Origin of the sequence: Massilia norwichensis, from assembly GCF_024753245.1 — a bacterium.
Taxonomy (GTDB): domain Bacteria; phylum Pseudomonadota; class Gammaproteobacteria; order Burkholderiales; family Burkholderiaceae_D; genus Telluria; species Telluria norwichensis.
Genome location: NZ_JANUGX010000012.1, coordinates 1 through 24,819, shown reverse-complemented (window position 1 = coordinate 24,819; position 24,819 = coordinate 1). Strand labels below are relative to the sequence as shown.

General features: G+C 63.8%; 24 protein-coding genes and 1 tRNA gene. 13 read left to right on the top strand and 12 right to left on the bottom strand.

The features are described from left to right. Window positions 1-42 precede the first annotated feature (42 nt). Window positions 43-798, top strand: a complete 756-nt coding sequence (locus tag NX782_RS11690; protein WP_258845628.1) for a tetratricopeptide repeat protein — start codon at window positions 43-45, stop codon at window positions 796-798. 77 nt (window positions 799-875) lie between these two features. Here the strand turns inward: NX782_RS11690 and lexA are convergent, their stop codons facing one another. Continuing rightward, window positions 876-1,517 carry a transcriptional repressor LexA gene (gene lexA, locus NX782_RS11685; RefSeq protein WP_258845627.1) on the bottom strand — a complete coding sequence of 214 codons (642 nt, stop codon included), beginning with the start codon at window positions 1,515-1,517 and terminating at the stop codon, window positions 876-878. A 296-nt stretch (window positions 1,518-1,813) separates the two neighbouring features. Here lexA and rpsF point away from each other — a divergent pair, with 296 nt between their 5' ends. From rpsF to pulA, 8 genes are all read left to right on the top strand, one after another. Beyond that, window positions 1,814-2,197 (top strand): 30S ribosomal protein S6, encoded by a 384-nt coding sequence (gene rpsF / locus NX782_RS11680; RefSeq protein ID WP_258845626.1) that lies wholly within the window; start codon window positions 1,814-1,816, stop codon window positions 2,195-2,197. Window positions 2,198-2,224: 27 nt separating this feature from the next. Further along, the gene (gene priB / locus NX782_RS11675) at window positions 2,225-2,542 is read left to right on the top strand and encodes a primosomal replication protein N (protein WP_258845625.1); all 318 of its coding nucleotides are present in this window, start codon (window positions 2,225-2,227) and stop codon (window positions 2,540-2,542) included. Next, complete coding sequence (gene rpsR, locus NX782_RS11670; protein WP_036249492.1) at window positions 2,529-2,819, top strand: 30S ribosomal protein S18; 291 nt, start codon at window positions 2,529-2,531, stop codon at window positions 2,817-2,819. Before priB ends, rpsR begins: the two co-directional genes overlap by 14 nt. 33 nt (window positions 2,820-2,852) lie before the next feature. Next, on the top strand, window positions 2,853-3,305 hold the full coding sequence (gene rplI / locus NX782_RS11665; RefSeq protein WP_258845624.1) for a 50S ribosomal protein L9: 453 nt from the start codon (window positions 2,853-2,855) through the stop codon (window positions 3,303-3,305). 118 nt (window positions 3,306-3,423) lie between these two features. Further along, complete coding sequence (locus NX782_RS11660; RefSeq protein ID WP_258845623.1) at window positions 3,424-4,809, top strand: replicative DNA helicase; 1,386 nt, start codon at window positions 3,424-3,426, stop codon at window positions 4,807-4,809. 114 nt (window positions 4,810-4,923) lie between these two features. Then, window positions 4,924-5,550: a DUF47 domain-containing protein gene (locus tag NX782_RS11655; RefSeq protein ID WP_047823888.1), complete on the top strand. Its 627-nt coding sequence runs from the start codon at window positions 4,924-4,926 to the stop codon at window positions 5,548-5,550. A 21-nt stretch (window positions 5,551-5,571) separates the two neighbouring features. Then, the gene (locus NX782_RS11650) at window positions 5,572-6,582 is read left to right on the top strand and encodes an inorganic phosphate transporter (protein WP_258845622.1); all 1,011 of its coding nucleotides are present in this window, start codon (window positions 5,572-5,574) and stop codon (window positions 6,580-6,582) included. A 220-nt stretch (window positions 6,583-6,802) separates the two neighbouring features. Beyond that, the gene (gene pulA, locus NX782_RS11645) at window positions 6,803-9,886 is read left to right on the top strand and encodes a pullulanase-type alpha-1,6-glucosidase (RefSeq protein WP_258845621.1); all 3,084 of its coding nucleotides are present in this window, start codon (window positions 6,803-6,805) and stop codon (window positions 9,884-9,886) included. Window positions 9,887-9,955: 69 nt separating this feature from the next. Here pulA and NX782_RS11640 read toward each other — a convergent pair whose 3' ends face one another. The 10 genes from NX782_RS11640 to NX782_RS11595 form a co-directional block, all read right to left on the bottom strand. Continuing rightward, on the bottom strand, window positions 9,956-10,192 hold the full coding sequence (locus NX782_RS11640; RefSeq protein WP_258845620.1) for a hypothetical protein: 237 nt from the start codon (window positions 10,190-10,192) through the stop codon (window positions 9,956-9,958). A gap of 166 nt (window positions 10,193-10,358) precedes the next feature. Then, a complete protein-coding gene (locus NX782_RS11635) occupies window positions 10,359-12,155 on the bottom strand; it encodes a PhoH family protein (RefSeq protein WP_258845619.1) in 1,797 nt (598 codons plus the stop codon). A gap of 339 nt (window positions 12,156-12,494) precedes the next feature. Then, window positions 12,495-13,001: a peroxiredoxin gene (locus NX782_RS11630; protein WP_370661787.1), complete on the bottom strand. Its 507-nt coding sequence runs from the start codon at window positions 12,999-13,001 to the stop codon at window positions 12,495-12,497. A gap of 12 nt (window positions 13,002-13,013) precedes the next feature. Beyond that, on the bottom strand, window positions 13,014-13,955 hold the full coding sequence (locus tag NX782_RS11625; RefSeq protein ID WP_258845618.1) for a polysaccharide deacetylase family protein: 942 nt from the start codon (window positions 13,953-13,955) through the stop codon (window positions 13,014-13,016). 11 nt (window positions 13,956-13,966) lie between these two features. Beyond that, window positions 13,967-14,878, bottom strand: a complete 912-nt coding sequence (locus NX782_RS11620) for a formyltransferase (RefSeq protein WP_258845617.1) — start codon at window positions 14,876-14,878, stop codon at window positions 13,967-13,969. Between the two features lie 37 nt (window positions 14,879-14,915). Continuing rightward, a complete protein-coding gene (locus tag NX782_RS11615) occupies window positions 14,916-15,920 on the bottom strand; it encodes a glycosyltransferase (RefSeq protein ID WP_258845616.1) in 1,005 nt (334 codons plus the stop codon). A gap of 26 nt (window positions 15,921-15,946) precedes the next feature. Next, complete coding sequence (locus NX782_RS11610) at window positions 15,947-17,086, bottom strand: DegT/DnrJ/EryC1/StrS family aminotransferase (protein WP_258845614.1); 1,140 nt, start codon at window positions 17,084-17,086, stop codon at window positions 15,947-15,949. Window positions 17,087-17,138: 52 nt separating this feature from the next. Further along, window positions 17,139-17,513 carry an SMR family transporter gene (locus tag NX782_RS11605; RefSeq protein WP_258845613.1) on the bottom strand — a complete coding sequence of 125 codons (375 nt, stop codon included), beginning with the start codon at window positions 17,511-17,513 and terminating at the stop codon, window positions 17,139-17,141. A gap of 2 nt (window positions 17,514-17,515) precedes the next feature. After that, entirely contained in the window at window positions 17,516-19,183 is a 1,668-nt protein-coding gene (locus NX782_RS11600) for a glycosyltransferase family 39 protein (RefSeq protein ID WP_258845611.1), read from the bottom strand. Beyond that, window positions 19,180-19,551, bottom strand: a complete 372-nt coding sequence (locus NX782_RS11595) for an Mth938-like domain-containing protein (protein ID WP_258845610.1) — start codon at window positions 19,549-19,551, stop codon at window positions 19,180-19,182. Before NX782_RS11595 ends, NX782_RS11600 begins: the two co-directional genes overlap by 4 nt. A 151-nt stretch (window positions 19,552-19,702) precedes the next feature. Between NX782_RS11595 and NX782_RS11590 the strand changes: the two genes are divergently transcribed. Together NX782_RS11590 and NX782_RS11585 are read left to right on the top strand one after the other, a co-directional pair. Next, window positions 19,703-20,929 carry a pyridoxal phosphate-dependent aminotransferase gene (locus NX782_RS11590; RefSeq protein ID WP_258845609.1) on the top strand — a complete coding sequence of 409 codons (1,227 nt, stop codon included), beginning with the start codon at window positions 19,703-19,705 and terminating at the stop codon, window positions 20,927-20,929. Window positions 20,930-20,951: 22 nt separating this feature from the next. Then, window positions 20,952-22,271, top strand: coding sequence for a homoserine dehydrogenase (locus NX782_RS11585; protein ID WP_258845608.1), 1,320 nt, complete (start codon window positions 20,952-20,954; stop codon window positions 22,269-22,271). On the opposite strand, the gene NX782_RS11580 is transcribed toward NX782_RS11585, so the two are convergent. Continuing rightward, complete coding sequence (locus NX782_RS11580) at window positions 22,268-22,477, bottom strand: hypothetical protein (protein WP_258845607.1); 210 nt, start codon at window positions 22,475-22,477, stop codon at window positions 22,268-22,270. The two genes, NX782_RS11585 and NX782_RS11580, sit on opposite strands and share 4 nt — an antisense overlap. Before the next feature lie 291 nt (window positions 22,478-22,768). On the opposite strand from NX782_RS11580, the gene NX782_RS11575 reads away from it, so the two are divergent. Both NX782_RS11575 and NX782_RS11570 read left to right on the top strand, forming a co-directional pair. Next, window positions 22,769-24,664, top strand: coding sequence for an MFS transporter (locus NX782_RS11575; RefSeq protein ID WP_258845606.1), 1,896 nt, complete (start codon window positions 22,769-22,771; stop codon window positions 24,662-24,664). Between the two features lie 48 nt (window positions 24,665-24,712). Further along, window positions 24,713-24,789: transfer RNA gene (locus tag NX782_RS11570), tRNA-Pro, on the top strand. The last annotated feature ends 30 nt before the right edge of the window (window positions 24,790-24,819 follow it).

Below are 24,819 nucleotides of genomic sequence, written 5' to 3'. Positions count from 1 at the left end.
TGTGCAGGTATCATGACTTTCCTTTTTCACAGCCCCGTTTCCATGAAGACTCTCCTGTTTTGCGTCGCCATGCTGGCAGCAGGCGCCGTCTGCGCCGACGAGCTCGCCGATGCCGACGCTCTGTTCGCCAAGAAAGCCTATCCCGAAGCTCTGCAGAAATACACCAAGCTGGCGAATGCCGGCAATCCGGTGGCCCAGCAGCACCTTGGCGAAATGTACCTGTACGGCGAAGCCGGCAGCGTGGACGAGCCGAAGGCCGAGGCCTGGTTCCGCAAGGCGGCGGCGAAGGGCAATGCGGTCGCGATCGCTTCGCTGGACCTGATCCGCCAGCGCGCCGAGCGCCGCAAGGACATCGATTACTGGATCACGCAATACGACGGCTCCGACTTCCGCAGTGGTCAGTACCGCTGCCCGGCGCCGCGCCTGCCTTCGATCTCGAAGCAGAACGACGAGATCGACCGGATCTGGGCCAACATCAAGACCTGGCAGGACTGCCACAACGGCCTGGTGCATGCGCTGAACGATGCCAACCCCGGCACCAAGCTGATCCCGGCCGATATCGCGAAGCTGATGACCAAGCCGGAGATGGAGCAGGCCGGCAAGCACCTGAACGACGTCATCGCCAATCTATCGGAGAGCGCTCAGGTGAAGTCGAAGCTGGTGCTGGCCGACTTCGCGGCCTGGCGCGCGGCCACCGATGCCTGGGTCAAGGAGCACAACGAGATCGTGAAGAACGCGCCGACGCCGGAGCGCCAGCACGAGCTGGAGGAGCGGCGCCAGAACCGCACGACGCAATAATGCAAAAGAAAATGCCGGCGCCGGTGTGTCACCGTGCGCCGGCATCAGAAACAGCCTGGTGCTGACTTAGTGCTAGCTTAGTGCCAGGACCGCAGCAGGCCGACCGCCAGGCCTTCCAGCGCGAACTCGTCGCTCTGCGGATCGACCGTGATGACGGAGAAGTCCGGGTTTTCCGGCAGCAGTTCGATGGTGCTGCCGCTCTTACGGTAGCGCTTGACGGTGACTTCGTCGCCGATGCGGGCAACCACGATCTGGCCGTTCTTGGCCGAATCCACCTTCTTGACAGCGAGGAAGTCGCCATCGCAGATGCCGGCGTCGCGCATCGACCAGCCCTTGACCTTCAGCAGGAAGTCGGGCTTGGCCGAGAACATGGCCGGGTCGACCGAGTAGGTGGTCTCGACGTGTTCCTGGGCCAGGATGGGTGAACCCGCGGCGACGCGGCCGACCAGCGGCAGCGACATCAGCAGGGCTGCCGGGACGCTAGGCGCCGGCGCGCTGTCGTCAGTGCTGCCGACCAGGCGGATGCCGCGCGAGGTGCCAGGGGAAATTTCGATCGCGCCCTTGCGCGCCAGGGCTTGCAGGTGCTCCTCGGCGGCGTTGGCCGAGCGGAAGCCAAGCTCCTTGGCGATTTCGGCGCGGGTCGGTGGAAAGCCGGTGTTGTCGATGGCTTCCTTGATCAGGTTGAGGATCTGTTCTTGCCGTGCGGTGAGCTTAAGCATGGTGAAATAAATGTAGGTGAAAAGGAGAGTCAGCGAACCAACGGTCTGCGGTGACACTCGACACCCTGTATTTTTGTACAGTATTGCGCCGGGCGCAAGGGGAATCCATGTTTTCGGCCGATTTTTTTGCTTGGCGGGCACAGCCGATAACCGCGGGACAGAGCGCGCCGCGGCCATGGTCGAAGATGGTGATTGAGCTCTTGACGTTTTTACGGTTATAATGTCGGGCTTTCCCTTCCCACACTCGTCTTGACGCCGAGGTGGGCATTTGTTTAAACGTCCTTAAGGAGTGTTGCATGCGTCATTATGAAATCGTATTTATCGTCCACCCGGACCAGAGCGAGCAGGTCCCGGCGATGATCGAGCGCTACAAGACCACGGTCACCTCGCGCGGCGGTAACATCCACCGTGTCGAAGACTGGGGCCGCCGTCAAATGGCTTACCAGATCCAGAAGCTGCCGAAGGCACACTACATCTGCATGAACATCGAGTGCGACAACGAGACCCTGGTCGAGCTGGAAACCGCATTCAAATTCAATGATGCCGTGCTGCGTCACCTGACCGTTAAGATGAAGAAGGCTGAAACCGCACCGTCGCCGATGATGAAGTCGGTCCAGCGCGAAGACGCAGCCAAGAGCCACCGCGCCGAAGCTGCTGCTGCTCCGGCTGCCGCTGCTTAATTCTTCGGAAAGAAGCGCGCAAGGGCAGTGAACGAGCTGTTGCTGGTCGCAAGCATCGCGGAACGCGATACCCTGCGCTATACCCCGGCCGGCATCCCCATCGTCAGCGGCACCCTGCAACATGGGTCGCAGCAGACTGAAGCGGGGATCGCGAGGCAGGTCGAGTTCGAGATTTCCGCGCTTGCCGCGGGCGATATTTCGGGCCGGTTTGCCGACGCGGAGCTGGGCGCCGTACACCGGTTCAAGGGATTTTTGGCCAGGAAGAACCGCAACAGCAAAGCCCTGGTGTTTCACATCATTGATTTCAACAGATTAGATACAGGAGCCTCAAATGGCATTCGGTAAAAAGTTCGACAAAAACAAAGCCAAGGAAAAACTGAAGCGCAAACAGCAGAACCCGCTGTTCAAGCGCAAGAAGTTCTGCCGCTTCACCGCTGCAGGCGTGGAACAGGTTGACTACAAAGACGTCGACACCCTGAAGGATTTCGTCCAGGAAAACGGCAAGATCATGCCGGCACGCCTGACCGGTACCAAGGCGCACTACCAGCGCCAAGTGGACACCGCCATCAAGCGCGCCCGCTACCTAGCCCTGCTGCCGTACACCGACCTGCACAACGCTTAATCGTCGGTCACGACACGTATACTGGAGAATAATATGCAAGTCATCCTGCTGGAAAAAGTCGTCAACGTCGGTAACCTGGGCGACGTGGTCAAGGTCAAGGACGGTTACGCACGTAACTTCCTGATCCCGCAAAAGAAAGCCCGCCGTGCAACCGAATCGGCTGTGGCCGAGTTCGAAGTCAAGCGCGCCGAACTGGAAAAGGCAGCCGCCGAGAAGCTGGCAGCCGCACAAGGCCAGGGCGAGAAGCTGAACGGCATGACCATCACCATCGCTCAGAAAGCTGGCGTCGATGGCCGTCTGTTCGGTTCCGTGACCAACTTCGACATCGCTGAAGCCCTGAGCAAGCAAGGTTTCGCCGTCGAGAAGGCCAACGTGCGCATGCCGACCGGCCCGCTGAAGACCACCGGCGAGCACCCGGTTGCCGTCGCTCTGCACACCGACGTCGTCGTTGACGTGACCGTCGCTGTCGTGGGCGAAGCTGCCTAAATAATTTCTGGCAACGTTTGTTGCAGGAATGAAAAAAGCCGGGTTCGCCCGGCTTTTTTACGTCTGGAAAATCATCAATCATTTCAGCGGTCGATGCGGAAAAGGTATAATGTCGGCCATGAACACCCCAGCAGACCCGCAGATCGAGTCGCTCCGTATTCCCCCGCATTCCATCGAAGCAGAACAGTCCGTCATCGGCGGTCTGCTGCGCGATAACGCGGCGTGGGACCGTATTGCCGACTTCATGCATGCGGAGGACTTCTACCGCTACGACCACCGGATCATCTTCGAACAGATGGTCCGCCTGATCAATGCCGGCAAGCCGGCCGACGTGATCACCGTCTACGAATCGCTCGTCCAGCTCGGCAAGGCCGAGGAAGTGGGCGGGCTGCAGTACCTCAACGCGATGGCGCAGAACACGCCGTCCGCCGCCAACATCCGCCGTTACGCCGAGATCGTCCGCGACCGCGGCGTGCTGCGCCAGCTCATCACCGTGGCCGACGAAGTCTCGGCCAAGGCCTTCAATCCGCAGGGCGCCGAGGTCAAGCAGATCCTCGACGAGGCCGAGTCGCGCATCTTCGCGATCGCCGAGCAGGGCGCGCGCGGTGCCCAGGGCTGGATTCCGGTGCAGCCGCTGCTGACCCAGGTGGTCGAGCGCATCGACGAACTCTACAGCCGCGAGAACCAGGGCGAGATCACCGGCGTTCCGACCGGCTTCATCGACCTCGACAAGATGACTTCCGGCCTGCAGCCGGGCGACCTGGTCATCGTTGCCGGCCGTCCGTCGATGGGTAAAACCGCGTTCTCGGTCAACATCGGCGAAGCCGTCGCCGTCGAGGCCGGCCTGCCGGTCGCGATCTTCTCGATGGAGATGGGCGGCGCCCAGCTGGCGATGCGTATGCTCGGCTCGATCGGCCAGCTCGACCAGCACCGCCTGCGTACCGGCAAGCTGATCGACGAGGACTGGCCGCGCCTGACGCACGCGATCCAGAAGATGAACGACGCCCAGATCTTCATCGACGAGACGCCGGCACTGAACCCGATCGAGATGCGCGCCCGTGCGCGCCGCCTGGCCCGCCAGTGCGGCAAACTGGGCCTGATCATCGTCGACTACCTGCAGCTGATGCAGGGCTCGAAGCCCGGCGACAACCGTGCTTCGGAAATTTCCGAGATTTCGCGTAGCCTGAAGGGCCTGGCCAAAGAGCTGGGCTGTCCGGTGATCGCGCTGTCCCAGCTGAACCGATCGCTGGAACAACGCCCGAACAAGCGTCCGGTCATGTCCGACCTGCGCGAATCGGGCGCTATCGAGCAGGACGCGGACGTCATCATCTTCCTGTACCGCGACGAAGTCTACAACCCGGACTCGCCCGACAAAGGTACCGCCGAGATCATTATCGGCAAACAGCGTAACGGCCCGATCGGGGCGGTGCGACTGACCTGGATGGGCATGTATACCAAGTTCGGGAATTACAGCGGCAGCCTTAGTATTTACCAGGGCGATTAAGCCGATACATAAACTGTAGCGGCTTGATTACCGGGGTCAGGGAAACCCAACCCTGACCCCTCCGCTGCGGGCCTTTTAAAAAGAAGTTCCAAGAGATTTACAACGGAGAACCATATGTTTGGACGCCTGATGCCCACCGAGGGCAAATTTTTCGATCTGTTCAACCAGCACGCCGCGCTGTGCGTGAAGGGTGCGCAGGAAATGGTCGGCCTGATGACCAACTTCGACGACCTGGAAAACCGCACCCACGCCGTGGAGAGCATCGAAAAACAGGCGGACAAGATCACCTACGCGTGCGTCGACCTGCTGCACAAGACCTTCATCACGCCGCTGGACCGTGACGACATCCACAAGCTGATCACCCGCATGGACGACATCCTCGACATGATGGAAGACGCGGCCCAGACGATCTCGCTGTACGACCTGCACGCCGTGACCCCGGAAGCCAAGCGCCTGGCCGAGCTGTGCCTGGCCTGCTGCGAAAAGGTCCAGCAGGCTGTCGGCATGCTGCACAACATGGACAACGCCCAGAAGATGGTCGCGATCTGCGAAGAGATCGACCGCCTGGAATCGGACGCCGACCACGTCATGCGCGCCGCCATGTCCAAGCTGTTCCGCGACGAGCCGGACGTGCGCAACCTGATCAAGATGAAGGCGATCTACGAGATCCTGGAAACCGTCACCGACCGCTGCGAGGATGTCGCCAACATCATCGAAGGCATCATCGTCGAAAACGCGTAAGCCCAAAACAATAAGAACAATATGGATCATCTTCAAATCAGCATCTATGTGCTGGGCCTGCTCGTCCTTTTAGCGCTGGTCTTCGACTTCATGAACGGTTTCCACGACGCCGCCAACGCGATCGCGACGGTGGTGTCGACCGGCGTGCTGAAACCCCAGACCGCGGTGGCGATGTCCGCACTGTTCAACTTCGTCGCCATCTTCACGGTGGGCGTGCACGTGGCGGCGACAGTGGGCAAGGGCACCGTCGATCCCGCGGTCGTCGACCAGTACGTGATCTTCGGCGCCCTGGTCGGGGCGATCGTCTGGAACATCATCACCTGGTACTACGGGATCCCGTCCTCGTCCTCGCACGCGCTGATCGGCGGCCTGGTCGGCGCGGCCGTGGCCAAGTCGGGCACCGGCGCCCTGGTCGGCGGCGGCCTGCTGAAGACCGTCACCTGGATCATCCTGTCGCCGCTGCTGGGCTTCCTGCTCGGCTCGGTCGTGATGCTGGCGGTGTCCTGGATCTTCGTGAAGACCCCGCCGCGCAAGGTCGACACCTGGTTCCGCCGCCTGCAGCTGGTCTCGGCCGCAGCCTACAGCCTGGGCCACGGCGGCAATGACGCGCAAAAGACCATCGGCATCATCTGGATGATGCTGATCTTCGCCGGCGTGTCGGCGCAGGGCGATGCCGCACCGCCGCTGTGGGTCATCATCTCCTGCTACACCGCGATCTCGCTCGGCACCCTGTTCGGCGGCTGGCGCATCGTCAAGACCATGGGCCAGAAGATCACCAAGCTGAAACCGGTGGGCGGCTTCTGCGCGGAATCGGGCGGCGCCATCACCCTGTTCCTGGCCAGCGCCATCGGCGTGCCGGTCTCGACCACCCACACCATCACCGGCGCGATCGTCGGTGTCGGCTCGGCGCAGAAGGCGTCGGCCGTGCGCTGGGGCGTGGCGGGCAACATCGTCTGGGCCTGGGTCTTCACGATTCCGGCCTCGGCTTTCATGTCGGCGATCGCCTGGTGGATCGGTACCCACGTGCTGTAAGCAGCGGCTTTCGAGCCAGCTTCAAATGAGAAGGGCGGGATGCGAATCCCGCCCTTTTGTTTTGTGGACGCCACGCAACGTTGTTCCATGATTTTTTGTTATCGATGGTAGTAATATTACACAGTGGCTTTTGCCACCGATAATAAACACAGGGGACACTATGCTAACCAGACGTAGTTTGACTTCACGGCTGCGCTTTGCCGCAGCCGTTTGCACATCCGTGCTGCTCGGCAGTCTACTAACCGCCTGCGGTGCCGGCGACAGCGCCGACCTGCAGGGCAGCAGTGGCGGCGCCCGCCTGCTGGCCTCGGCGCCGGCCGCCGCCGTCGCGCCGGTAGCGCCCGGCAGCATCCGCATGCACTTCCACCGTATCCAGAACGACACCGCGCAATGGGGCGTGTATTCCTGGGACGGCCCGCAGCGTCCGAGCGGCGCCTGGATCACCGACCGCTTCATGTTCACCGGGACCGATGCCTTCGGCGGCTACGTCGACATTCCGCTGGCCGCCGGTAAAAGCGCGATCTGGTTCCTGGTCACCGACGGCACCGGCTTCAAGAACTGCGGCAGCGACCAGCACGCCGACCTGAACGCCGATGTGTATGCCAAGGGCCAGGAAATCTGGATGCTGGAAGGCGACTGCGCGGTCTACAACAGCGCGCCGGCGCTTAGCTACGGCAACCTCGGCAACGCCAGCGCGCACTGGCTGTCCGCCACCACGCTGGCCTGGCCCGGCGTGCCGGCATCCGGCGCCAGCTACAAGCTGTTCTACGCGCTGAACGGCGGCTTGAGCGCCACGCCCGATGCCGCCACCGGCCTGGTCGGCGCGAACGGCAGCTTCGCCCTGGTTCCGGCGCCGCTGTCGGACGCGATCCGCAGCAAGTATCCGCACCTGGCCGGCGCCACCGGCCTGCAGCTCGCCGGCCCTGACGCGGCCAAGGCCGCGCAGCTGGCCAGCGGCCAGTTCGCGATCGCCCAGTACGACGCCAGCGGCAATCTGGTGCAGGCGACTTCGCTGCAGATGGCCGGCATGCTGGACGACGTGTTCGCCCCGGCGGCATCGAACGCCGAGCTGGGCCTGAGCTTCGACCGTGCCGGCATCCCGACCTTCCGCGTGTGGGCACCGACCGCAAAGGCGGTGTCGCTGAACGTCTACCCGAACGGCACCGCAGCGGCGAGCGCCAGCGTGCCGATGACGAAGGATGCAGCCAGCGGCGTGTGGCGTTACACGGCGGCGGACGGCAGCTGGACCAACCGCGCTTACTACACCTACACCGTGCAGGTGCTGTCGCGCTGGGCGAACAATGCCCTCGTGACTAACACCGTCACCGATCCGTATTCGCTGAGCCTGAACGCGAACAGCACCCGTTCTTTTGTGGCCAACCTCGACAGCCCGGCGCTGAAACCGGCCGGCTGGGACAACCAGCGCATCCCGAAGCTGGAGGCGCCGACCGATATCGCGCTGTACGAGCTGCACATCCGCGACTTCTCGGCCCAGGACACGACGGTGCCAGCCGCCTACCGCGGCAAGTACCTGGCTTTCACCGATGAACAGGCGAACCCGATGCGCCACCTGAAGTCGCTGCAGAAGGCCGGCATGACCCATGTGCACCTGCTGCCCAGCTTCGACTTCGCCAGCGTGAACGAGGCTGGCTGCGCGACGCCTGCCATCCCGGCCGCGGCCGCCGATTCGAGCGCCCAGCAGGCGGCGGTGGCGGCGGTGGCGGACAGCGACTGCTTCAACTGGGGCTACGACCCGGTCCACTACAACGCGCCGGAAGGCAGCTACGCCAGCGATGCCAACGACGGCGCCGCGCGCGTGCGCGAGTTCCGCGCGATGGTGCAGAGCCTGCACGACAACGGCCTGCGCGTGACCATGGACGTGGTCTACAACCACACCAGCCAGTCGCAACAGGGGCCGCTGTCGGTGCTGGACCGCATCGTGCCGACCTATTACTACCGCCTCGGCGCTAACGGCAACATCCTCAACGACAGCTGCTGCGCCGACACCGCCCAGGAAAACGCGATGATGGGCAAGCTGATGATCGACTCGGTATCGCTGTGGGCCAGGCAGTACAAGGTCGACAGCTTCCGCTTCGACATCATGGGTTTCACCCCGCTCGACCTGCTCAAGCGCCTGCAAGCCTCGGTCAACCAGGCCGCCGGCCGCGACATCTACCTGTACGGCGAAGCCTGGAACTTCGGCAGCGTCGCCAACGACGCCCGCTTCGTGCAGGCGCGCCAGGCCAACATGGCCGGCACCGGCATCGGCTCCTTCAACGACCGCATGCGCGACGCCGTGCGCGGCGGCGGCTGCTGCGACGGCGGCAGTGCGCTGATCACCCAGCAGGGCTTCATCAACGGCGTGTGGTACGACCCGAACGGCCAGGCCAACCAGAGCCGCGACGACGCCTTGCGCCTGGCCGACATGGTGCGCGTCGCGCTGTCCGGCACCCTGCGCGACTACCGCTTCACCGACCGTTTCGGTTCGCTGCGGACCAACGCCCAGATCGACTACTTCGGCCAGCAGGCAGGCTTTGCGCTGAGCCCGTCGGAGACCATCAACTACATCGAGGCGCACGACAACCAGACCCTGTTCGACATCAACGCCTTCCGCCTGCCGCAATCGACTTCGCTGGCGGACCGCGTGCGCGTGCAGAATCTGGGCGCGGCCATCGTGCTGCTGTCGCAGGGCGTGCCCTTCATCCATGCCGGCCAGGAGATCCTGCGTTCGAAGTCGCTGGACCGCGACAGCTACAACGCCGGCGACTGGTTCAACCGCCTGGACTACAGCTACGCGTCGAATAACTTCGGCGTCGGCCTGCCGATGGCGGGACCGAACCAGGACAATTGGGGCCTGATGGCGCCGATCCTGAACAATCCGCTGATCAAGCCGGATACGCGCGCGATCCTGCAGGCCAAGGCCGTGTTCGAAGACCTGCTGGCGATCCGCCAGGAGTCGACCCTGTTCCGCCTGCGCAGCGCCCAGGACGTGATCGAACGCCTGAAGTTCCATAACGTCGGCCCCGACCAGGTGCCGGGCATGATCGTGATGGAAATCGACGGCAACGATCCGGGCAAATACAAGGGCGCCCAGTACAAGGGCGTGGTGGTGGTGTTCAACGTCGACAAGGCCGCCAGGACCATCGCGGTGCCGGCCCTGAAGGGACGCAAGCTGAAGCTGCACCGCATCCAGCGCAACGGCAGCGACGAGGTGGTGAAGGCCGCCGATTTCGACGGCAATCGCGCCACCTTCAGCATCCCGGCGCGCACGGCGGCGGTGTTCGTCCAGAACGCCAACGAGTAAAGCAGGGAAGGGCTGAATGACAAGGGCCGGGCAGCGCAAGCGCCCGGCCCTTCGCTTTGGCGCGCTGCCTCAGTTCTGCGGCAGGTTCAGGGCGCCGCCGCCCAGCAGGCGCGCATTTTCCAGTTCTTCCTTGCTCGCGGACTTCACGGCGCTGTTGCGGTCGACGTTGCGGCGCGCGATCATGCTGCCGGTCGGGACATACGATTCTTCAACGCCGGCACGCTGGGCGCCTTCCTGGGTGCCGCTAGCGGCACAGCCGGCCAGCAGGACGAGCACGCTTGCCGCCAGCAGGGTAAAACGTTTCATTGCTTTCTCCTTGGTTGCACTACGTTGATGAATGCATGATAGCCGTATCATAGAGGAAACTTCTCTGTAATTACAATTTTGCATTGACAGGGCGGCAATAAAAAAGCCTGCGTCCCCATCAAGGGCCGCAGGCTTTTCGTTGTGGGGCGCTGGGTGCGCCCGAGGCTTACAGTACGTCGCTCGCGTGGTCGGCCAGGCGCGAACGTTCGCCGCGCGCCAGCGTCACGTGGCCGCCGTGGCTCCAGCCCTTGAAGCGGTCGACCACGTAGGTCAGGCCGCTCGAGCCTTCGGTCAGGTAAGGCGTGTCGATCTGCGCGATGTTACCCAGGCAGAGGATCTTGGTGCCGGGACCGGCGCGCGTGACCAGGGTCTTCATCTGCTTGGGCGTCAGGTTCTGGGCCTCGTCGATGATCAGGAACTTGTTCACGAAGGTACGGCCGCGCATGAAGTTCAGCGACTTGATCTTGATGCGCGAACGGATCAGGTCCTGGGTCGCAGCGCGGCCCCAGTCGCCGGCGTCGCTGTCGCCCTTCATCAGGACTTCGAGGTTGTCGTCGAAGGCGCCCATCCACGGCGACATCTTCTCTTCCTCGGTACCCGGCAGGAAGCCGATGTCCTCGCCCACCGGCACCGTGACGCGGGTGACGATGATCTCGTTGTAGACCTTGGTCTCCAGCACCTGCGCCAGGCCGGCGGCCAGCGCCAGCAGGGTCTTGCCGGTACCGGCCTGGCCGAGCAGGGTGATGAAGTCGACTTCCGGGTTCATGAGCAGGTTCAGCGCGAAATTCTGCTCGCGGTTGCGCGCGGTGATGCCCCAGACGTTGTTCTTGTTGTGGCTGTAGTCGCGCAGGGTCTGGAACACGGCGGTCTTGCCGTTGATTTCCTTGACCTGGCCCTGGAACGGCGCTTCGCCATTGTTCGGCTCGAAGAACACGAACTGGTTCACCATCAGCGAAGGAATGAAGGGGCCGGTGACGCGGTAGTAGGTCGACGAATTGCCGCCCTTGATCTCCTGCCAGGACTCCATGTTCTTGCCATGCTTGTCCCAGAAGTCGTCCGGCAGCTGGACGATGCCCGAGTACAGCAGGTCGGTATCTTCCAGCACGTGGTCGTTGAAGTAGTCCTCGGCGGCCAGGCCCAGGGCACGCGCCTTGATGCGCATGTTGATGTCCTTCGACACCAGTACGATCGCGCGGCCCGACTGGTCGGCTTCCAGCGCGCGCACCACGCCCAGGATCTGGTTGTCGGCTTTGCCCGACGGCAGGCCTTCCGGCAGCGTGGCGGCGTTCAGGCGGGTCTGGAAGTACAGGCGGCCGCGCGCATCCTTGTTGCCCAGCTTGGCCAGCGGGATGCCGGCTTCGATGGCGTCGTCGTCGGTGTTGGCGATCAGCGCGTCCAGCGTGCGCGAGACCTGGCGCGCGTTGCGGGCGACTTCCGACATGCCCTTCTTGTGGTTGTCGAGCTCCTCGAGGGTCATCATCGGCAGATACACGTCGTGCTCCTCGAAGCGGAACAGCGAGGTCGGATCGTGCATCAGCACGTTCGTGTCGAGCACGAACATCTTGCCGGCGCCGGCCTTGTCGGCCTTGCGGCTGACCGAAGACTTGACGTTGACCTCGACCGGCTTGTGCTTGACCGGATGCGGCTCGTTCATGTCGGTTTCACGCAGTTTGGCGCCAACGCCGTTCTTGCCGCTCTTGTCTGCGCGGGCAGGGGCGGGCAGCGTTGCCGGCGCTGCGGGCGGGGTCGATTCGCGCGAGGGCGCTTCGACCAGCAGCGCGGCCTTGGACTTGCGCGCGCGGGTGGTCTTGGCTGGGACGGCTTCGCCGCTGATCAGGTCTTCGACGGGGTCGTTCTCCGCCTTCGCGGCTGCGCGGACAGGCGATTTGCCGGGTTCGGCTTTGGGATAATCTTTTGCCAGCAGAATCGTCGCCGGCTTGCTTGGAATTTTCGGTAATGGCATCAGGTTCTCAATCGTAATGAAGTCGAAAAAATGCACCGCGCGGACGTCGTCGCCGCCGGGCCGGACAGATGCAACCGTGGGGGAAGCTGCGCGGCCCCGTCACTTCCGCTCATGCCGGGAAGTCGCTCCTCAAGGGGAGCGGGGGCCAGATTGAAATGATGCGTAGGGGTAAAACTCGGACTCAAAATAGGCAAATGTAATGGCAACGAGTTAATAATACCCGAGCCATCATTACCAGGTGCTCAAGAAGCGTAGCGAGCGGCCGCAGTGGTGGCCGAGAAGCGCAGCTGTACTTAAGTACAGCGAGCATCGCAGGCCGCCAATGCAACGCGCAGTAGCTTATTGAGCGCCTGGGGGCTGGGTCTTTAGGAAATCCAGCACTTCCTTGACGTGATCATTGACTTTCACGCCACGCCATTCTTTCACCACTTTGCCGCCAGCGTCAATGACAAACGTACTGCGCTCGACCCCACGTACTTTCTTGCCGTACATGTTTTTCATCTTCATGACATTGAACTGGTTGCAGACCGCCTCGTCCGGGTCGGAAATCAGTTCGAAGGGCAGGCCGAGCTTGGACTTGAAGCTCTCGTGCGAGCGCAGCGAATCGCGGCTGATCCCGTAGACGACGGCGCCCAGCGCGGTCAGTTCGTCATGGTGGTCGCGGAAGTTCATCGCTTCCGTCGTGCAGCCGGGCGTATTGTCCTTGGGATAAAAATACAGCACCGTGTAGCGCGCCGGGCGACCTTGCAGCTCGAAGGTCTGGTCGCCGGTCATGGCGGCGCTGAAGTTCGCCAATTGCGTGTTGGCCAAGGGTTCGGTGGATGCTGCGGATGGGCTTTCGGCCACGGGTTTCTCCGTTCAGGTTTCGGTATCGAGGACGATCAGCTCTCCCGAGCGTCCCGGTAATTCTCCCCACTGAACCGGATACTCGGGCAGCGGGTCATGTTTTATCTTCTCATAATAGTCGGCCATTGAGGCAAGCTGGTAGCCTTGTGCTTTCCAACCTGACAACAGCTGCTCGAAGATGGGGGCAAGTTTCTGTCCTTCAAGTTCTGCGTGCAGCGTATACACGTGATCGCGACGGTTGTCGGCCGTCAGCTGCAGCAGGTGGGCGGCGATGTTCTGCGTACTCAGCTCCACGCCGTCGACTTCGCGTCCCAGCAGCTCGTCGAGCGTGGGCAGCGTGGTCGGCATCTGGATGTGGCGCATGCCCTGGAAGCGGTAGGGCCCGGCCTGCGGATCGGCCAGCGCGCCGTTCTCGCGCAGCATGGCGCGGCCATCGGATGCGTAGGCATAGCCCTGGCTATCGTGACGCCGGAAAGCCGGAAGATTCATCTGCCAGCCGGCCGCGCCATGGGTATGCGGGGCCTCGCCGAAGACCTGGGCGTAGCGCTGTTCGCTTTTCTGCATCATGGCATCGGTCCAGCGCGCGTCGCGCGTGCGCACATTGTCCTGCCAGCGCACGTGGTCCCAGGTGTGGATGCCGCATTCGAAGCCGGCGTCGCGCGCGGCGCGCATCTCGGCCGCACCCTTCACGCCGATGTCCGGGCCGGGCAGCAGCACCCCGTACATCAGCGTCTTGAAGCCGTAGTGTTCGACCACCGAGGTGCGCGAGACCTTCTGGAAGAAGCCCGGACGCAGCGCGCGGCGCATCGCCCAGCCGGTGTGGTCGGGGCCGAGCGAGAACAGGAAGGTCGCGCCGGCCGCGTGGCGGCTCAGCATGCGCACCAGGTTCGGCACGCCTTCGAGCGTCCCGCGGTAGGTGTCGACGTCGATTTTAAGAACGAGCAGAGGGGCCACGGTTCAATCTCTTACGCTGCGAGTTGCGTCTTCAGTTCGGCAGCGGAAATGCGCAGGCCGTCGGCCAGCAGGCTGTGGATGGACAGGGCGCGGCCATCGCCGCAGATGCCGAGAATGGCGCCGTCAACCACCGCCAGGCCCGGTGCCAGGCCGTCGGGCAGCGCACCGCGATACGGGCGGGCGCGCTCGATCACGTAACGGCGCGGGCCGATGTCGGTGAAGGCGCCGGGGTAGGGCGGAGCCACCGCGCGGTGCAGGTTGTAGACTTCCCTGGCAGGCCTGGCCCAGTCGATGCGGCCGTCTTCCGGCTTGCGCCCGCCGAAGTAGCCGCCCTTGGTCAGGTCGTTCGGCGTGCGCGGCGCGGTACCGGCCAGCAGTTGCGGCAGCACGTCGTAAAGGGCCAGTTCGGCCGCCACAGTCACCTTGCCGAAGACTTCGAAGGCGGTATCGTCGGGCAGAATGGGCACGGCCTGCTGGGCCACGATGGCGCCGGCATCCGGCTTGGCGGTCATCTCGTGCAGCGTGGCGCCGGTGCGGGTCGCACCGTGCAGCACCGCCCAGTTGGTCGGCGCGCGGCCGCGGTATTCCGGGAGCAGCGAGCCGTGCATGTTGTAGGCCGGGGCGACGTCGAGGATCGCCTGCGGCAGCATGTGGCGGAAGTAGAAGCTGAACATCAGGTCCGGCTTGAGCGCCTGGAGTTGCGCCAGCAGCTCGGGCGCTTTCGCATCCGCCGGCGTGATGAAGGGGATGCCCTCGGTTTCGCACAGCGACTGCACGGACTCGAACCAGATGTTCTCGGTGGCGCTGTCTTCGTGGGTGACGACCAGGGCGACGTCGACGCCGCCGGCGAGCAGGACTTTCAGGCAGCGCACGCCCACGTTATGGTAGGCGAAGACGACTGCGCGTTTGGCTGGTTGGCTCATGGGCTTTCGGTGTTCTCGGTGCGATCGGGTGAAGGAATCAACGCGCAATGCCGCGCTTTTCGGCTTGCTCGGGTGTCGGCACCGCGTGCGGCACGCCCTGCAGGATGGTCTGCACCACATAGCGCGGCCGCGCGCGCACCTGCTGGTAGATCCGGCCGACGTATTCGCCCACCAGGCCGATGCCGAACAGGATCACGCCCATGAAGAAGAAGGCGATCGCGAACAGGGTGAACACGCCCTCGGCCTCGGCGCCCAGCATGAAGCGGCGCAGCAGCAGCACCACCACCAGCAGTGCCGACAGCAGCGACAGCACCATGCCCATCAGCGAGAAGAACTGCAGCGGCACCAGCGAGAAGCCGGTCATCAGATCGAAGTTCAGGCGAATCAGGCTGTACAGCGAATACTTCGATTCGCCGGCCGCGCGTTCTTCGTGTTCGACCACGATCTCGGTCGGCTTGCGCGAGAATTTATAGGCCAGCGCCGGCACGAAGGTGTTCACCTCGCCGCACTGGTTGACCAGATCGATCACGTTGCGGCCATAGGCGCGCAGCATGTTGCCCTGGTCGGTGATGTGGATGTTGGTGATCTTCTCGCGCAGGCGGTTCATGGCCTTGGACGCATAGGTGCGCCATGCCGAATCCTGGCGCTTGCGGCGGATCGAGCCGACGTAGTCGTAGCCCTCGCGCATCTTGGCGACCAGCTTGTGGATCTCTTCCGGCGGGTTCTGCAGGTCGGCGTCGAGGGTGATGACGATGTCGCCGCGGGTCTGCTCGAAGCCGGCCAGGATCGCCATGTGCTGGCCGTAGTTGCCGTTGAAGAGCACCACGCGCGTCACGTCCGGACGCTTGCGGTACTGCTCGGCCAGGATCGCCACCGAGTTGTCGCGGCTGCCGTCGTTGACGAAGATGACTTCATAGGCCAGGCCCAGCCTGTCCATCGCCGGATACAGGCGCGCGAACAGGTTGGCCAGGCCGGCCTCCTCGTTATAGACCGGGATGACGATCGACAGCTCGGGCTTCGCCGCGCTCATGGTGCCGCTCATTGCGCCGCTCATTGTTTCGTTCAAGCTCATTTGGCCAGCACCGCCTTCACTGCCGCCACGGCGCGCTCGACGTCGGCCCTGGTCATCGCATAGAACATCGGCAGGGTCACGTTCAGGCGGCCGATCTTTTCGGCCACCGGGAATTGCCCGTCGGTGAAGCCGCGTTCGCGGTACATCGTGAACAGGTGGATCGGGCGGTAGTGGTAGCCGGTGCCGACGTTGTGCTCCTTCTGCAGGCGCGTCATGAACTCGGCGCGGGTGTCCGGACCATTGTCCGGCAGGACGATCTGGAACAGGTGCCAGTTGGTGCTGCCGAAGGCCTTCAGCGGCAGCTGGACGCCGTATTGTTCTTCGAAGTCCGGACCGAAGCAGTCGAAGTAGTGCTGGGCCAGCATCGCGCGGTGGGCGGTGATCTTGTCCAGGTTCTTCATCTGGCCCAGGCCGATCACGGCCATGATGTCGCTCAGGTTGTACTTGCCGCCCAGGACGTCGACGTCGATGCCGTCCACGCCGCTGCGGGTCACGCCCTGCAGGCGGTATTTCTCGGCCAGGCGCGCCTCTTCCGCATTGTTCAGGACCAGGCAGCCGCCTTCGCCGGTGGTGATGTTCTTGTTGGCCTGGAAGCTGAAGGAGACGAAGTCGCCGAAGGAGCCGATCGGCTTGCCCTGCCACTGCGAGCCCAGGGCCTGGGCCGCATCTTCGACCACGCGCAGCCCGTGCTTGTTGGCGATCGTGTACAGGCGGTCCATGTCGACCGGCAGGCCGGTCAGGTGGACCGGGATGATCGCGCGAGTACGCGGGGTGATCGCGGCTTCCAGCTTGTCGAGGTCGATGTTGCGGGTCAGCGGGTCGATGTCCGCGAACACCGGCGTGGCGCCGACTTCGATGATGACGTTGGCCGTCGCGACCCAGGAATTCGGGGTGGTGATCACTTCGTCGCCCGGCCCGACGCCGGCGATGCGCAGCGCGATCTCCATCGTGCAGGTGCCGGAATTGAAGGTGCGCACCGGACGGCCGCCGAAGTACTCGGACAGCATGGCTTCGAAGGCCTGGTTCTTCGGACCGGTGGTGATCCAGCCGGAGCGCAGCACCTCGCCGACGGCGGCAATGGTTTCTTCGTCGATGGTGGGCCGGGAAAAGGGCAGGAAGGGCAGCTCGGCAGTCATGGAAAACTCGGTCGGATTGTTATTGGTGGATGTGTAAATACGATTTTATCAGTCAGGAACGCGCAAGCAGCGCCACGCCGACCATGATCACGCCGATCCCCAGCAGGCGCTGCGGCGACACGGTCTCGCCCAGGAACATCCAGGCGCCGAGCGCGGCGACCACATAGCCCAGCGACAGCATCGGGTAGGCGATGGTCACGTCGGTGCGCGACAGGCCCATGATCCACACCACCAGCGACAGCGCATAGCAGGCCAGGCCACCGAGGATGGGCAACTGGGACGCGACCCGGATGAAGGTCTCGAAGGCGTTGCCGAAGGTGAGATTGATGGCGCCGCCGAGGGCATTGGTGCCGGCCTTGAGCAGCACCTGGGCCACGGCGTTCAGCAGCACGCCCGAAATGATGAATGCGAAAGTAGAGAGGTTCATAGTCAGAAATTGGCGATCACGGTGCGGCGCGCATCGCCGGCGACCACGCGCAGCGGCACGCCCTGGCGCTGGAATTCGGCCACGAATTCGGGACGGACGATGGCGATGCTCTTCACGCCGGCCGCCGCCTCCTGGCGCCAGCGCGCCAGGAAGGCCGGGATGGTCGGAATCGAGAGCTGCGGCTGCTGCTCCAGGCCGAAGCTAAATTCGTCCCAGTAGTCGACCAGGGTCACCGGGCGGCCCAGGTAGAAGGTCAGCGACTGTTCGTAGATGCCGACCGAGTAGACGCGAGTGGCCGGGTTGGCGGCGCCGGCGGCCTTCATTGCCGGCAGCAGGGTGGTGCCGGCGCGGACCTGGCCGATCGGCTCGAAGCCGGTCAGGAGCAGTTCGGTGCCGGCGAAACCGGCGATGGCCAGCACCAGCACCGTCAGGTCGCGCTGCATCTGGCGCGCGTACAGCATCGAAAGCAGCCCGCCGATCAGCAGCACCAGGCCGGCCGCCAGCGCCCAGGGCTGGTAGGCCGCGTACAGCACGTCCTCGCCGGGATGGCGGGCGAGTTTCAGCATGAAGGGCACGAAGCCGAGCAGGGCGGCGCCGAGCAGGGCGGTGAGGCCGGCCGTGATCATGCGGCCGCGGCGGGTGCCGCCTTCCAGGTAGTTCGCCACCAGCAGGGCCACCGCCGGGAACACCGGCACGATATAGCCGGGCAGCTTGGAATTCGACTTGGTGAAGAACAGGATGATGAAGGCGACCCAGACCAGCAGCATCAGGCGCGGCTTGAAACGGGTGGTTTCGCCGCCGCGCTTCGCGCCGAGGATCAGGCTCTGGATCAGCACGCCGGCCCAGGGCACGCTGCCGGCCGCCAGCAGGACGAAGAACACATACCAGGCGGCTTCGCGGTGGTGCTCGGTTTTGAGGAAGCGGTCGAAGTGTTCGTGGATGAAGAAGAAGTGCGGCTGCTCCGGATTCTTCAGGCCGACCAGCACGAACCAGGGCGCGGCGATCAGGAAGAACAGCAGCAGGCCTTTGACCAGGTGCAGCCGGGTCCAGATCTTCCAGTCGCGCGAGAACAGGGTGTAGAAGAACAGTACACCGCCCGGCAGCACCAGGCCGATCAGGCCTTTGGCCAGCACCGACAAGGCCATGCCGGCCCAGCACAGCAGCATCCAGTTGCGCTGTTCAGCCGGCGTGGCCTCGTCGCGCTGGGCCACCAGCAGGGCGCACAGCGCGATCGTCATCATGCCGGACAGGCCCATGTCGAGCGAATTGATCTGGCTGCAGGCGACCCAGTAGAAGGAGGAGCCCAGCACCAGCGCGGCGTAGAAGCCGACGCGGCTGCCGAACACGCGCATGCCGGCATAGCCGGTCAGGCCGACGCCGAGCAGGCCGCACAGGCCGGTCCACAGGCGCGCCTGCCAGTCGCCCAGCCCGAACAGTTCGAACGACAGCGCGTTCATCCAGGTCTGCAGCGGCGGCTTCTCGAAGTACTTGATGCCGTTCAGGCGGGTGGTGATCCAGTCGCCGCTGGCGAACATCTCGCGCGCCATCTCGGCGTAGCGCCCTTCGTCGGGAGGAACCAGGGTCCGCGCCCTCAGCACGCCGAGCAGGACGGCGGCAAAGGCAAGAAACAGGGTCCAGGCGAGCGTCTTGTTCTTGTGCAGTTCCTTCATTCGATGATCAGCGCCAGCGTGACCTTGCGGCCTTCACCCATCAGGATGTTATAGGTGCGGCAGGCAGCATGGCTATCCATGCTTTCCACGCCCACCTGCTTGCCGGACAGGCTGGCGATCAGGCGCGGGTGCACGAAACGCTGGCGTTCGCCGGTGCCGAGCACCACCACGTCGGGGTTGTCGGCGGCGATCCGTTCGAAGTGCTCGGCAGTGAGGTCTTCGAAGCGCTTGACGTCCCATGCGCGCGGCGCAAGCTCGGGCATCACCAGCACGCTGTAGTCGAAGCGCTTGGCATTGATCTCGACGCCGGACCGGTCGTAACCGGTGACGGTCTGGAATTTCTCGGTATTGCTGGAATGGAGCTTCATGGGCGTTTTCTCGGGTGCGTGCTGCGCGCGCTAACTTTCTATTTTAACTGGGTTTACTTGCGCCGCCATAGTCGGGTTGCGTAATCCCGGCGCTTTGGGCAGAATGGGATTTTTCGCATTGCAACAAACCATATCTTGGCAGGGTGACATTTTGCGACCGATTCTGAAATCGAACAAGCTGGATGACGTGTGTTACGAAATCCGCGGCCCCGCGCTCGAGAAGGCGCGCCAGATGGAGGATGACGGCCACAAGATCATCAAACTCAACATCGGCAACCTGGCCGTGTTCGGCTTCGACCCGCCCGACGAGATCGTGCAGGACATGATCCGCAACCTGCACGGCGCCGCCGGCTACACCGATTCGAAGGGCATGTTTGCACCGCGCAAGGCGGTCATGCACTACACCCAGGGAAAGAACATTCCCGGCGTGAAGATCGACGACATCTACCTCGGCAACGGCGCTTCCGAGCTGATCGTGATGGCGATGCAGGGCCTGCTGAACAACGGCGACGAAGTGCTGGTGCCGGCGCCCGACTACCCGCTGTGGACCGCCGCCGTCAGCCTGGCCGGCGGCAACCCGGTGCACTACGTGTGCGACGAGCAGGCCGGCTGGATGCCGGACATCGCCGACATGCGCAAGAAGATCACGCCGAACACCCGTGCGATCGTCGTCATCAACCCGAACAACCCGACCGGCGCACTGTATTCGCGCGAGGTGCTGCTGGAGATCGTCGAGCTGGCGCGCCAGCACGGCCTGATCGTCTACGCCGACGAAATCTACGACAAGACACTGTACGATGATGAACAGCACATCTCGCTGGCCTCGCTGGCCGACGACGTGCTGTTCGTCACCCTGAACGGCCTGTCGAAGAACTACCGCTCCTGCGGCTACCGCGCCGGCTGGATGGTGGTATCCGGCGAAAAGCGCCATGCGAAAGACTATATCGAAGGCCTGAACATGCTGGCCTCGATGCGCCTGTGCGCGAATGCGCCGGGCCAGTTCGCGATCCAGACCGCGCTCGGCGGCTACCAGAGCATCGCCGACCTGGTGGCGCCGAACGGCCGCCTGACGCGCCAGCGCGACCTCGCGCACAAACTCCTGACCGATATTCCGGGCGTGACCTGCGTGAAGCCAAAAGCCGCGCTGTACATGTTCCCGCGCCTCGACCCCAAGATCTACCCGATCGCCGACGACCAGCAATTCATCTGCGAGCTGTTGTCCGAGGAAAAAGTCCTGCTGGTGCAAGGCACCGGCTTCAACTGGATCGCCCCGGACCACTTCCGGCTGGTGTTCCTGCCCAATTCCGACGACCTGACGGATGCCTGCGGCCGCATCGCACGCTTCCTCGACGGCTACCGGCGCCGCCACGCGCGCTGAGAACGACAATAGAATTAACTATATGAAACCGATCAAAGTAGGTCTGCTGGGCGTCGGCACCGTGGGTGCCGGCACCTGGCATGTGCTCCAACGCAACCAGGAAGAAATCCGCCGCCGCGCCGGCCGCGGCATCGAAGTGACGATGGTCGCCGCCCGCAACCTCGAGCGCGCACGGCGTATCGTGGGTGAGGCCGTGGAAGTGGTGGGTGATCCCTTCGCGGTCGTGAACCACCCCGAGATCGACATCGTCGTCGAGCTGATCGGCGGCTACGAGCTGGCGCGCGACCTGGTGCTGCAGGCGATCGCCAACGGCAAGCACGTCGTCACCGCCAACAAAGCCCTGCTGGCCCTGCACGGCAACGAGATCTTCGAAGCGGCCCAGGCCAAGGGCGTGATGGTGGCTTTCGAGGCGGCGGTGGCCGGCGGTGTGCCGATCATCAAGGCGCTGCGCGAGGGCCTCTCCGCCAACCGCATCGAATCGGTGGCCGGCATCATCAACGGCACCACCAACTTCATCCTGTCCGAGATGCGCGACAAGGGCCTGGACTTCGCCACCGTGCTGAAGCAGGCCCAGGAGCTGGGCTATGCGGAAGCCGACCCGACCTTCGACATCGAAGGCGTCGACGCCGCCCACAAGCTGACCATCATGGCGGCGATCGCCTTCGGCATCCCGATGCAGTTTGCGCGCAGCCACATCGAAGGCATCAGCCAGCTGCAGGCGGTCGACATCCGCTATGCCGAACAGCTCGGCTACCGCATCAAGCTGCTCGGCATCACCCGCCGCACCGTGGTCGACGGCGCCGAGGGCATCGAGCTGCGCGTGCACCCGACCCTGATTCCGGCCGCGCGCCTGATCGCCAACGTCGAAGGCGCGATGAATGCCGTGCTGGTCAAGGCCGATGCGGTCGGCACCACGCTCTACTACGGCAAGGGCGCCGGCGCCGAGCCGACTGCCTCGGCCGTGATTGCCGACCTGGTGGATGTGACCCGCCTGGCGACCGTCGATCCTTACCAGCGCGTGCCGCACCTGGCCTTCCAACCGGCCGAGCTGGCGGATTTGCCTATCCTGCCGATGGAAGAGATCCGCACCGCTTACTATTTGCGTGTATACGTGCAGGACCAGCTGGGCGTGATGGCCGACCTGACCCGCATCCTGGCGGAAGCCGGCATCTCGATCGACGCCGTGCTGCAGAAGGAGCCGGGCGAGAAGGCGCGCACGGACATCGTCATCATCACCCACCAGACCCGCGAAAAATACGTCAACGCGGCGATCGCGAAGATCGAAGCCCTGTCGACGGTGGTTGCCAAAGTCATCCGCATCCGCCTGGAAAGCTTCAGCTAATTCGCCAGCCCGGTCCCGGTACCGGGCAGCGTGCCCATGCAACTGAAAAAGTCGTCGGCGAACTCGTCGACGCACTCGGGCGGTTCTCCGCCCCGGCTGTCGAGCGGCGCAGTGGTGAGGGCGAGCAGGTCCTGCTCGATCTGGTCGAACAGCGCATCGGCGGCGCTGTACTCCAGGAGGCTGTAAGCGTGTCGGGTCGTGTTCATGGGCGCATTCTACCCGCGCTGCACCGCACAAAAAGCGTGTACTGAATCCAGCTTGTGCTGGCTCAAATTTCTGGGCTTTTGCCGCTGCGAATGCTTGTCAGGGCGCAATGCACGTTGTCGTACGGTACATGCTTGGTGTCATCAATCGCTACCTGTGGTGCCATGCAGCGGTACCTGATCCGCACGGTATCACTATCCGCGACTCTGTTTGAGAACTAGCAATGTCAGGTGTTCAAGCCTGATGTTGTGAGGTAGATTACGGTTCTCGACGCCACGATATTCCATACCTGCATGAGCCACCCCAGCCAATCCAGCCAATTTGCCCTGCTGCGCCAGCGCCGCTTCGGCCCCTTTTTCTGGACCCAGTTCCTGGGCGCCTTCAACGACAACCTGTTCAAGACCGCGCTCCTGGTCGTGCTGACCTACGACGCGCTGTCCTGGACCACCTTGGCGCCGTCCCTGCTCAACAACCTGATTCCGGGCCTGTTCATCCTGCCCTATGTCGTGTTCTCGGCCACCGCCGGCCAGATCGCGGACAAGGTCGAGAAGGGCAGGCTGGCGCGCTGGGTCAAGTCGCTCGAAATCGTGATCATGATGGTGGCGGCGGTGGGCTGGTACACGCACACTCTGTGGCTGCTGATCGTGGCGGTGGCGGGCATGGGCGTGCACTCGACCCTGTTCGGACCGGTGAAATATGCCTACCTGCCGCAGCACCTGAAGCCGGAAGAACTGGTCGGCGGCAATGGCGTGATCGAGATGGGCACCTTCGTCGGCATCCTGCTGGGCGAGGTGATGGGCGCGGTGCTGGCCGGCCACGGTGACCTCGGCGTTCACCTGGTGGCCGGCGGCACCATCGTGGTGGCGGTGCTGGGCCTGATGACCAGCTCGCGCATACCGGCATCGCCGGCGCCGGCGCCGGATCTCGTCATCAGCAAGAACCCGATCGCCGAATCGCTGCGCAACCTGGGCTATTCGCGCCGGAACCGCACCGTGTTCCTGTCCATGCTCGGCAATTCCTGGTTCTGGTTCTACGGCGCCCTGGTGCTGTCGCAATTCCCGCTGTACGCCAAGGATTACCTACACGGCGACCACAGCGTCTTCGTGCTGCTGCTGACCATTTTCTCGCTGGGCATCGGCGCCGGCTCGCTGCTGTGCGAAAAGCTCTCGGGCCGCAAGGTCGAGATCGGCCTGGTGCCCTTCGGCGCGATCGGCCTGTCGCTGTTCGGCATCGACCTTTATTTCGCCAGCCTGGCGTACACGAATACCGCGGCCGTCGATTTCCTCGGCCTGCTGGCCCAGCACGGCACCTGGCGCATCCTGCTGGACCTGCTGCTGCTGGGCGTGTTCGGCGGCTTCTTCATCGTGCCGCTGTTTGCCCTGATCCAGACCCGCTGCGACCCCAAGCACGTCTCGCGCACCATCGCCGGCATGAACATCCTGAACGCCCTGTTCATGGTGGCGGCGGCCGGCGTGGCGGTGTTCCTGATCGGCCAGGGCTTCTCGATTCCCGAGATGTTCCTGACCACCGCGCTGCTGAACGCGGTCGTGGCCATCTACATCTTCTCGCTGGTGCCGGAATTCCTGATGCGCTTCCTGGCCTGGCTGCTGATCCACACCATCCACCGCGTCTCGACCGTCGATACCGACCGCATCCCGGAAGAGGGCGCCGCGGTCCTGGTCTGCAACCACGTGTCCTACGTCGACGCGATCGTGATCATGGCGGCCAGTCCGCGCCCGATCCGCTTCGTGATGGACCACCGCATCTTCAAGACCCCGCTGCTGGGCTTCATCTTCCGCACCGCAAAGGCGATTCCGATCGCCCCGGCCAAGGAAGACCCGTGGCTGATGGAAAAAGCCTTCGTCGACATCGCCCAGGCCCTGCACGAAGGCGAGCTGGTCTGCATTTTCCCGGAGGGCAAGCTGACCCGCACCGGCGAGATGAACGAATTCCGCGGCGGCATCACGAAGATCGTCGAACGCAGCAAGGTGCCGGTGATCCCGATGGCCCTGCGCGGCTTGTGGGGCAGCGTGTTCTCGCGCGACCCGTCGAACGTGTTCGAGCGCTCGTTCGCGCGCGGCTGGCGTTCGCGCCTGGCGCTGGCGGTGGGACGTCCGGTGCCGCCGCAGGAGGTGACGCCGGAAGGGCTGTACGACGAGGTCCTGGCCTTGCGTGGTGAGTGGAAGTAACAAAAAACTTATCATTCCGTCCGCCTCTGATATAATTGCAGGCTGAGTCGGGGCGTAGCGCAGCCTGGTAGCGTACCTGCATGGGGTGCAGGGGGTCGGAGGTTCGAATCCTCTCGCCCCGACCAACAGATCAGAAAAAAAGCCAACCTTCGGGT

Coding starts and splice junctions, on each gene's coding strand:
- rplI (WP_258845624.1), top strand. CDS start 2,853: ATGCAAGTCATCCTGCTGGAAAAAGTCGTCAACGTCGGTAACCTGGGC.
- lexA (WP_258845627.1), bottom strand. CDS start 1,517: ATGCTTAAGCTCACCGCACGGCAAGAACAGATCCTCAACCTGATCAAG.
- NX782_RS11610 (WP_258845614.1), bottom strand. CDS start 17,086: ATGACTGCCGAGCTGCCCTTCCTGCCCTTTTCCCGGCCCACCATCGAC.
- NX782_RS11640 (WP_258845620.1), bottom strand. CDS start 10,192: ATGAAACGTTTTACCCTGCTGGCGGCAAGCGTGCTCGTCCTGCTGGCC.
- NX782_RS11690 (WP_258845628.1), top strand. CDS start 43: ATGAAGACTCTCCTGTTTTGCGTCGCCATGCTGGCAGCAGGCGCCGTC.
- NX782_RS11615 (WP_258845616.1), bottom strand. CDS start 15,920: ATGAGCGGCACCATGAGCGCGGCGAAGCCCGAGCTGTCGATCGTCATC.
- NX782_RS11580 (WP_258845607.1), bottom strand. CDS start 22,477: ATGAACACGACCCGACACGCTTACAGCCTCCTGGAGTACAGCGCCGCC.
- NX782_RS11660 (WP_258845623.1), top strand. CDS start 3,424: ATGAACACCCCAGCAGACCCGCAGATCGAGTCGCTCCGTATTCCCCCG.
- NX782_RS11635 (WP_258845619.1), bottom strand. CDS start 12,155: ATGCCATTACCGAAAATTCCAAGCAAGCCGGCGACGATTCTGCTGGCA.
- NX782_RS11600 (WP_258845611.1), bottom strand. CDS start 19,183: ATGAAGGAACTGCACAAGAACAAGACGCTCGCCTGGACCCTGTTTCTT.
- NX782_RS11575 (WP_258845606.1), top strand. CDS start 22,769: ATGAGCCACCCCAGCCAATCCAGCCAATTTGCCCTGCTGCGCCAGCGC.
- NX782_RS11585 (WP_258845608.1), top strand. CDS start 20,952: ATGAAACCGATCAAAGTAGGTCTGCTGGGCGTCGGCACCGTGGGTGCC.
- NX782_RS11655 (WP_047823888.1), top strand. CDS start 4,924: ATGTTTGGACGCCTGATGCCCACCGAGGGCAAATTTTTCGATCTGTTC.
- rpsR (WP_036249492.1), top strand. CDS start 2,529: ATGGCATTCGGTAAAAAGTTCGACAAAAACAAAGCCAAGGAAAAACTG.
- NX782_RS11595 (WP_258845610.1), bottom strand. CDS start 19,551: ATGAAGCTCCATTCCAGCAATACCGAGAAATTCCAGACCGTCACCGGT.
- rpsF (WP_258845626.1), top strand. CDS start 1,814: ATGCGTCATTATGAAATCGTATTTATCGTCCACCCGGACCAGAGCGAG.
- NX782_RS11650 (WP_258845622.1), top strand. CDS start 5,572: ATGGATCATCTTCAAATCAGCATCTATGTGCTGGGCCTGCTCGTCCTT.
- NX782_RS11605 (WP_258845613.1), bottom strand. CDS start 17,513: ATGAACCTCTCTACTTTCGCATTCATCATTTCGGGCGTGCTGCTGAAC.
- NX782_RS11620 (WP_258845617.1), bottom strand. CDS start 14,878: ATGAGCCAACCAGCCAAACGCGCAGTCGTCTTCGCCTACCATAACGTG.